The sequence below is a fragment of the Neorhizobium galegae genome, from assembly GCF_021391675.1.
Lineage (GTDB): Bacteria > Pseudomonadota > Alphaproteobacteria > Rhizobiales > Rhizobiaceae > Neorhizobium > Neorhizobium galegae_B.
On record NZ_CP090095.1, the window covers coordinates 3,993,297 to 4,000,000 of the forward strand.

Consider the following 6,704-nt stretch of genomic DNA (forward strand, 5'->3'; position numbering starts at 1 on the left):
AAAATGAGAGGCAAATTCTAACATGGCTTCCTATCGCCCACTCTGGGAACCCGAATTTTGGGAAGATGAGCTTCCGCCTTGGCCGTGTCCCAACTGTGAACGCGGCAATCTTCGAATTATCCAGGAGTCACTTTTCCTTCAACGCGACGCCTCATCCTCGGCAATGATCAAAGAAGACGGTTTTCATCCAGACTACAGCTTCGGTCGATTCTCCTGCATGCTGGTTTGCGAGCGTTGTGATACGCCAGTAGCAATGGTCGGTAATTACCAATCGCATGAACACAGCACGCGCGACGGCATCACAGAACGGCGCACGCTAAAGCCGCTCTCAATGATACCCGGCTCGCCGTTAATGGCACTCCCACCTAGTATTCCCAAAGACGCCGCAGAGGCCATGCGGGAGTCTTTCACGGCGTTCTGGGGCGACAGAGGCGGAGCAGCTAACCGGCTGAGAATCAGCGTCGAACGCATTTTGGACGCCGAGGCAATTCCCCCAAAAGGTACACTCAACGACCGCATCGCCGAGTTCGGAAAGAAACATCCCGACATGGAAAGGTCACTCCACGCACTGCGACATGTTGGAAATGTCGGTAGCCATGAGGGAGATGCTGGCCGTGAGGAACTTCTCGACGCGTTTGAGGTATATCAGGAATGGCTACGGGAATACTATGGAAAGTACCGCGAGCATATTAAGGAATTGGCCGAGAAACTGGTCGCAGCAAAAGGAAAATACTGACCGTCTGCCCTTGGCAGTTATTCACCAAACTCCGCTTCATCCTCACCGGCGCGAAAGAGGGCCTCATAATCCCTGCCGCCGTAAAACACGTTGACGATCTCAACCACGTCCGTGACGTGATAGGCAATCACGGCGGAATGTTCGAACGGCACGGTTCGCAGGCCGGGCTCCAGATCATCACGGGGTCGCCCGCCATTCGGGACATTTCCGATCTTGCGGCACCTCGCCATAATGCGGCTCACAAACCGGTTTGCGGTCACATGGCTCTGGCTGATATCGGCAATGTCGATATAGATCTGGCGAAGGTCGGCAATGGCTTCGGGCCGGTAAGTGACCTTAACGTGCCGCATTGCGGGACGCTTTTTCCTGCCCCTTCATGAAACGGCTCATTTCCGCTTCTGCCTCTTCCGCCGTCAAACTGGGACGCGGGTCGTCAAGGGAGCGGCGGATGCGTGCACGCATGGCATTGAGGCGCTCGGCGTCTTCAAGGCGCTGGCGCTGCCAGACGCGCACCGCGTCCCGCAGGGCCTCGCTGGTCGTCGCGAATTCACCGGCCTCGACCGTGTCGCGCACGCTCTGCAACATATCGGCCGTGAGCGTGATGGTTACCTTTTCCGCATTTCGCATTGTCGTGCACTTTCCTTGGTTGCTTATAAAGTATGATAAAATCATACCTGACACCAGAAAAATTTCGCTCGTCACGAGCGGCATGCCACATACCGGCGGCCAGCCGGTTAGGGCTATGAGCTGGAGGTACAACTTTAACGATCGAAGCAACCGGATCTAAAATCCTGTCCTTTACAGGTGATGCATGAGCAACTTTACCCTTCTGGTGATCAGTGTCTCCGCATTGGCCTTCGTTGCCGCAGGCGGCTATACAGTCGTCCCGCGAGAGCTTTTCGATCCGAGCTGCAACATCAAGGGTAATATCTCGATTGGCTCCGGCGAACGGATTTACCATGTGCCGGGGCAATATGATTACGCATCGACGAACATCAGGCGCGATTATGGCGAGCGCTGGTTTTGCTCCGAGGTCGATGCGCGAGCCGCAGGCTGGCGGAAGGCTGGTCGCTGATAAATAGGCGCCTCAAAACGTCCGAACGTTTCAAACATCAAAAGAGGTAAACTCTCCAAGAGCGCCCCGCCAAGCGGGCGCTTGCGAACCGGCAAGCGGTTCGCCGGGACACCCCTTCGGGTGTCATCTAGGCCTCGGGCGCCGCCTTCTGGGCCTTGGGTTTCTCAAAGGAGCGCTTGGGCTTCCGCACATTGATAATCGAGGCATCCAGTGTGTTCTTGATGTGCGCCGCATAGAACTTCTCGATCATCTCGACGCTGGTCCGGCAGTTCTTGGCGATGGCGTAGACATCCGCCCCCTCCATCAACCGCAGGCAGATGTAGGTGTGCCGCAAGCTGTAAGCCGTGCGCGGCTTGCCGTCACGGTCCAGCTTGAGGTTCTGCCGATCCAGCAGGTTGTTGAACATCTTAAGATAGCTGCCGGGAAACACCGGATCGGTCGGCTTGGGTTTGTGCACGATGATCTGATCTTTATCCCCGGCGCTTTTGACCTTTCGCGGGGGTTTCAACCGATCGCGGAGCCGTTCATAGGGTTTCACCGCACCGGGCATGGATTTGCACCAGCCCACCCCCGCTTGCCGCGCACCTCGATTTCTAGAATGCGCTGGCGGCTTTCCGGGTCTTCCACGATGGTGACGTCTCGATGCTGGAGCTGCTTGGCTTCATCTGGCCGAAGGCCGGTATTCCCCATGAAGAGGATGAAGTCGTGCAACTGCTCGGCCTCCCATCGGAAATGGGAATTCTGCGGCTCCTTGGCGTTCTCCCGCGTCGCTTCATAGAGCTGCTTGTATTCCGCCGGGCTGAACCACGGCCGGTGACTGATCTTGCCTTGCGTCTTGTAGGGCGGCGATAAGTCAGGAAGATGTTGCAGCCACTTGTGCCGGATGGCGGTTTTAAGCACTTGGCGCAACGTTCCGACTTCATCGTGAAGCGTGCTGCGCGCGGGCATCCGACCGGTGGTCGTGGTCGATATCCGGTGGACCCGGTAATCCTGAACCGTTCCAGCCGAGATTTCCGACAGACCCATTTTCCCAAAGAAGGGAACGAGGTGAAGCCTGAGACGGATGCTATGCCCCTCCACCCATTTGGGGCTGCGCTGGCCTTCCGTAATCACCCCGTATTCGGCCTCGAACTTCTTGGCAGCCTCAGCAAACGTCGTCTCGGTTTTCAGGACGCCCGCCGCCAGCTTGCCGCGCAAGCCGAGATACCAATCCTCGGCAAAGGCCTTGGCCTGCTCAAGTCCTGTTTCTTTGGTGCTGGAGCGATACTGGCGGCCTTTGAGGGAGGTGGAACAATGCCACGCCTTTCCCCCGCGCCGGTAAACCTGCACCAGTCCTCCGAGGATTTCATGGCTCGCCATAACCGCCCCCTGTTCATTTTCCATTTTCGATATGGGAACAGGGAATCACGACATCAAGCGCCCGTCAAATCGGGGAGGCCTGTTTGTGTTAGCCGCGTGCTAGGTCTAAAAACGACTTCGGCCTCCCGAAGGAGGCCGATAAAGTCTTGATAGTCTTGTAAGATCTGGTTGCGGGGGCAGGATTTGAACCTGCGGCCTTCAGGTTATGAGCCTGACGAGCTACCGGGCTGCTCCACCCCGCGTAATAAGGTTTTTGCCTACGGCAAAAGACCGTGCGCAAAACCGTTTTGGTTTTGTCGCGTTGGCGTAACCGCTTGGGCGGTTATGCCTTCTGCAGGAGCAAATTGCCGAAGGCGATTTACTCCTGTAAGGGACGCAGAACGATTGCACCCCGAAGTTTTCATATTCTGCACAGCAAAAGGGCCGCTTTGTGGGCGGCCCTTGGGTCGGCCAGGGGCCGCAGATTTCGTGATGAGAAGATATGTTGCGTTTGGCAGACCTGGCAGCGACCTACTCTCCCGCGTCTTGAGACGGAGTACCATTGGCGCAGGGGCGTTTCACGGCCGTGTTCGGAATGGGAACGGGTGCGGCCGCCCCGCAATGACCACCAGGTCAGCGAAGCGCAACATTTGAGAAGCTGGTTGAGGCGAACCTCATTTTTTAGTCTTTGAACACGTCTTTGAACCTTTCCAGATCTGACGAGTGCTTTTGGCACCCATACAGGCCAGCGGCCGTCGCCTTTCGGTTTTTGCCTTCAGGCAAAATACCGTTTGGCGGGCCGTCCGCAGCGTAGCGACCCATTGGGTCGCGTCAGCGTCAGGACAAAGGTCTCAGGCACATCGAACTTCGTTCGATGAGCATAATCAATGAGAACGATCAAGCCAATCGGGCGATTAGTACCGGTAAGCTTCATGCATTGCTGCACGTCCACACCCGGCCTATCAACGTGGTCGTCTTCCACGGCCCTGATAGGGAATACTCGTTTTCAGGTTGGTTTCCCGCTTAGATGCCTTCAGCGGTTATCCATTCCATATATAGCTACCCTGCTATGCCCTTGGCAGGACAACAGGTCCACCAGAGATATGTCCATCCCGGTCCTCTCGTACTAGGGACAGATCCTGTCAATATTCCTACACCCACGGCAGATAGGGACCGAACTGTCTCACGACGTTCTGAACCCAGCTCACGTACCGCTTTAATTGGCGAACAGCCAAACCCTTGGGACCTGCTCCAGCCCCAGGATGCGATGAGCCGACATCGAGGTGCCAAACAACCCCGTCGATATGGACTCTTGGGGGTCATCAGCCTGTTATCCCCGGCGTACCTTTTATCCGTTGAGCGATGGCCCTTCCACGCGGGACCACCGGATCACTATGACCGACTTTCGTCTCTGCTCGACTTGTCAGTCTCGCAGTCAGGCGGGCTTATGCCATTGCACTCGACGACCGATTTCCGACCGGTCTGAGCCCACCATCGCGCGCCTCCGTTACTCTTTCGGAGGCGACCGCCCCAGTCAAACTACCCACCATACACTGTCCCGGATCCGGATGACGGACCGCGGTTAGACATCCATGACGATAAGGGTGGTATTTCAAGGATGGCTCCACGAGAACTGGCGTCCCCGCTTCAAAGCCTACCACCTATCCTACACATGCCGACACGAATGCCAGTGTAAAGCTATAGTAAAGGTGCACGGGGTCTTTCCGTCTGACCGCAGGAACCCCGCATCTTCACGGGGAATTCAATTTCACTGAGTCTATGTTGGAGACAGCGGGGAAGTCGTTACGCCATTCGTGCAGGTCGGAACTTACCCGACAAGGAATTTCGCTACCTTAGGACCGTTATAGTTACGGCCGCCGTTTACTGGGGCTTCGATTCAAAGCTTGCACCTCTCCTCTTAACCTTCCAGCACCGGGCAGGCGTCAGACCCTATACGTCGTCTTTAGACTTCGCAGAGCCCTGTGTTTTTGATAAACAGTCGCTACCCCCTGGTCTGTGCCACCCCATTATGGTTGCCCAAAATGGGGTCACGCTTCTTCCGAAGTTACGCGTGCAATTTGCCGAGTTCCTTCAACATAGTTCTCTCAAGCGCCTTGGTATACTCTACCTGACCACCTGTGTCGGTTTCGGGTACGGTCTATACGGTGGAGCTATTTCCTGGAACCGCCCCACTGCCCAACCAATCCAATAAGGTTGAACAATTTTTGCGATCCGTCACTACCACCAGGCCCACGAATATTAACGTGGTTCCCATCACCTACGCATTTCTGCCTCGGCTTAGGGGCCGGCTAACCCTGCTCAGATTAACTTTAAGCAGGAACCCTTGGTCTTTCGGCGAGAGGGTCTCTCACCCTCTTTATCGTTACTCATGTCAACATTCGCACTTCCGATACCTCCAGAGGCCCTCACGGGTCCTCCTTCACAGGCTTACGGAACGCTCCGCTACCACACGTGACAAGTCACGTATCCTCAGCTTCGGTGCATGGCTTTAGCCCCGTTACATTTTCGGCGCAAAGACCCTTAATTAGACCAGTGAGCTGTTACGCTTTCTTTAAATGATGGCTGCTTCTAAGCCAACATCCTGGTTGTTTTGGGATCCTCACATCCTTTCCCACTTAGCCATGACTTGGGGACCTTAGCTGGAGGTCAGGGTTGTTTCCCTTTTCACGACGGACGTTAGCACCCGCCGTGTGTCTGCCGATTAGTACTCCCGGGTATTCGGAGTTTGGTTAGGATCAGTAAGACGGTGAGTCCCCATAGCCCATCCAGTGCTCTACCCCCCGGGGTATTCGATCGACGCACTACCTAAATAGTTTTCGCGGAGAACCAGCTATTTCCGAGTTTGATTGGCCTTTCACCCCTAGCCACAAGTCATCCCAATCTATTGCAACAGATGCGGGTTCGGTCCTCCAGTTGGTGTTACCCAACCTTCAACCTGCTCATGGCTAGATCACTCGGTTTCGGGTCTAATGCAACTAACTGAACGCCCTGTTCAGACTCGCTTTCGCTGCGCCTACACCTACCGGCTTAAGCTTGCTAGTTACACTAAGTCGTTGACCCATTATACAAAAGGTACGCCGTCAGGGTTGCCCCCTCCGACTGTTTGTAGGCATCCGGTTTCAGGTTCTATTTCACTCCCCTTGTCGGGGTGCTTTTCACCTTTCCCTCACGGTACTTGTTCGCTATCGGTCATGCACGAGTACTTAGGCTTGGAGAGTGGTCTCCCCATGTTCAGACAGGATTTCACGTGTCCCGCCCTACTCTAGGACAATCAGTGTTCTACGCCTACGGGGCTATCACCCGCTACGGCCGCCTTTTCCAAAGCGTTCGGCTTTATTCCTGATTGCCACTGGCCTGGTCCGTGTTCGCTCGCCACTACTTACGGAGTCTCGGTTGATGTCCTTTCCTGCAGGTACTTAGATGTTTCAGTTCCCTGCGTTCGCTTCTTACCCCTATGTATTCGAAGGTAAGATACCTTTTAACAATACCTAGAAACCTAAACCGTCCCGAAAGACGGTTTAAACTTTCTAGGTA

At 55.3% G+C, this 6,704-nt stretch carries 6 protein-coding genes, 1 tRNA gene and 2 rRNA genes (1 of these 9 only partly in view); 2 read left to right on the top strand and 7 right to left on the bottom strand.

Annotated elements, in window-relative coordinates; translation table 11 throughout:
* Positions 1-22: 22 nt before the first annotated feature.
* Positions 23-736 carry a DUF4145 domain-containing protein gene (locus tag LZK81_RS19520; RefSeq protein ID WP_233954344.1) on the top strand — a complete coding sequence of 238 codons (714 nt, stop codon included), beginning with the start codon at positions 23-25 and terminating at the stop codon, positions 734-736.
* A gap of 17 nt (positions 737-753) precedes the next feature.
* Here the strand turns inward: LZK81_RS19520 and LZK81_RS19525 are convergent, their stop codons facing one another.
* Both LZK81_RS19525 and LZK81_RS19530 read right to left on the bottom strand, forming a co-directional pair.
* Positions 754-1,086, bottom strand: a complete 333-nt coding sequence (locus LZK81_RS19525) for a type II toxin-antitoxin system RelE/ParE family toxin (RefSeq protein WP_233954345.1) — start codon at positions 1,084-1,086, stop codon at positions 754-756.
* Entirely contained in the window at positions 1,073-1,363 is a 291-nt protein-coding gene (locus LZK81_RS19530; protein ID WP_233956627.1) for a ribbon-helix-helix domain-containing protein, read from the bottom strand. Before LZK81_RS19530 ends, LZK81_RS19525 begins: the two co-directional genes overlap by 14 nt.
* Before the next feature lie 184 nt (positions 1,364-1,547).
* Between LZK81_RS19530 and LZK81_RS19535 the strand changes: the two genes are divergently transcribed.
* Entirely contained in the window at positions 1,548-1,811 is a 264-nt protein-coding gene (locus LZK81_RS19535; RefSeq protein WP_233954346.1) for a hypothetical protein, read from the top strand.
* Between the two features lie 127 nt (positions 1,812-1,938).
* On the opposite strand, the gene LZK81_RS19540 is transcribed toward LZK81_RS19535, so the two are convergent.
* The 5 genes from LZK81_RS19540 to LZK81_RS19560 form a co-directional block, all read right to left on the bottom strand.
* Complete coding sequence (locus LZK81_RS19540) at positions 1,939-2,361, bottom strand: hypothetical protein (protein WP_233954347.1); 423 nt, start codon at positions 2,359-2,361, stop codon at positions 1,939-1,941.
* Positions 2,346-3,170 (bottom strand): hypothetical protein, encoded by an 825-nt coding sequence (locus tag LZK81_RS19545; protein ID WP_233954348.1) that lies wholly within the window; start codon positions 3,168-3,170, stop codon positions 2,346-2,348. Before LZK81_RS19545 ends, LZK81_RS19540 begins: the two co-directional genes overlap by 16 nt.
* A 165-nt stretch (positions 3,171-3,335) precedes the next feature.
* Positions 3,336-3,412: transfer RNA gene (locus tag LZK81_RS19550), tRNA-Met, on the bottom strand.
* Positions 3,413-3,667: 255 nt separating this feature from the next.
* Positions 3,668-3,782 (bottom strand): 5S ribosomal RNA (gene rrf, locus LZK81_RS19555).
* Between the two features lie 260 nt (positions 3,783-4,042).
* A 23S ribosomal RNA gene (locus tag LZK81_RS19560) occupies positions 4,043-6,704 on the bottom strand (it continues 138 nt past the right edge of the window).

Bases quoted from the DNA above. Each gene is read 5' to 3' on its own strand.
- LZK81_RS19535 (WP_233954346.1), top strand. From the start codon at position 1,548: ATGAGCAACTTTACCCTTCTGGTGATCAGTGTCTCCGCATTGGCCTTC.
- LZK81_RS19530 (WP_233956627.1), bottom strand. From the start codon at position 1,363: ATGCGAAATGCGGAAAAGGTAACCATCACGCTCACGGCCGATATGTTG.
- LZK81_RS19545 (WP_233954348.1), bottom strand. From the start codon at position 3,170: ATGGCGAGCCATGAAATCCTCGGAGGACTGGTGCAGGTTTACCGGCGC.
- LZK81_RS19525 (WP_233954345.1), bottom strand. From the start codon at position 1,086: ATGCGGCACGTTAAGGTCACTTACCGGCCCGAAGCCATTGCCGACCTT.
- LZK81_RS19520 (WP_233954344.1), top strand. From the start codon at position 23: ATGGCTTCCTATCGCCCACTCTGGGAACCCGAATTTTGGGAAGATGAG.
- LZK81_RS19540 (WP_233954347.1), bottom strand. From the start codon at position 2,361: ATGCCCGGTGCGGTGAAACCCTATGAACGGCTCCGCGATCGGTTGAAA.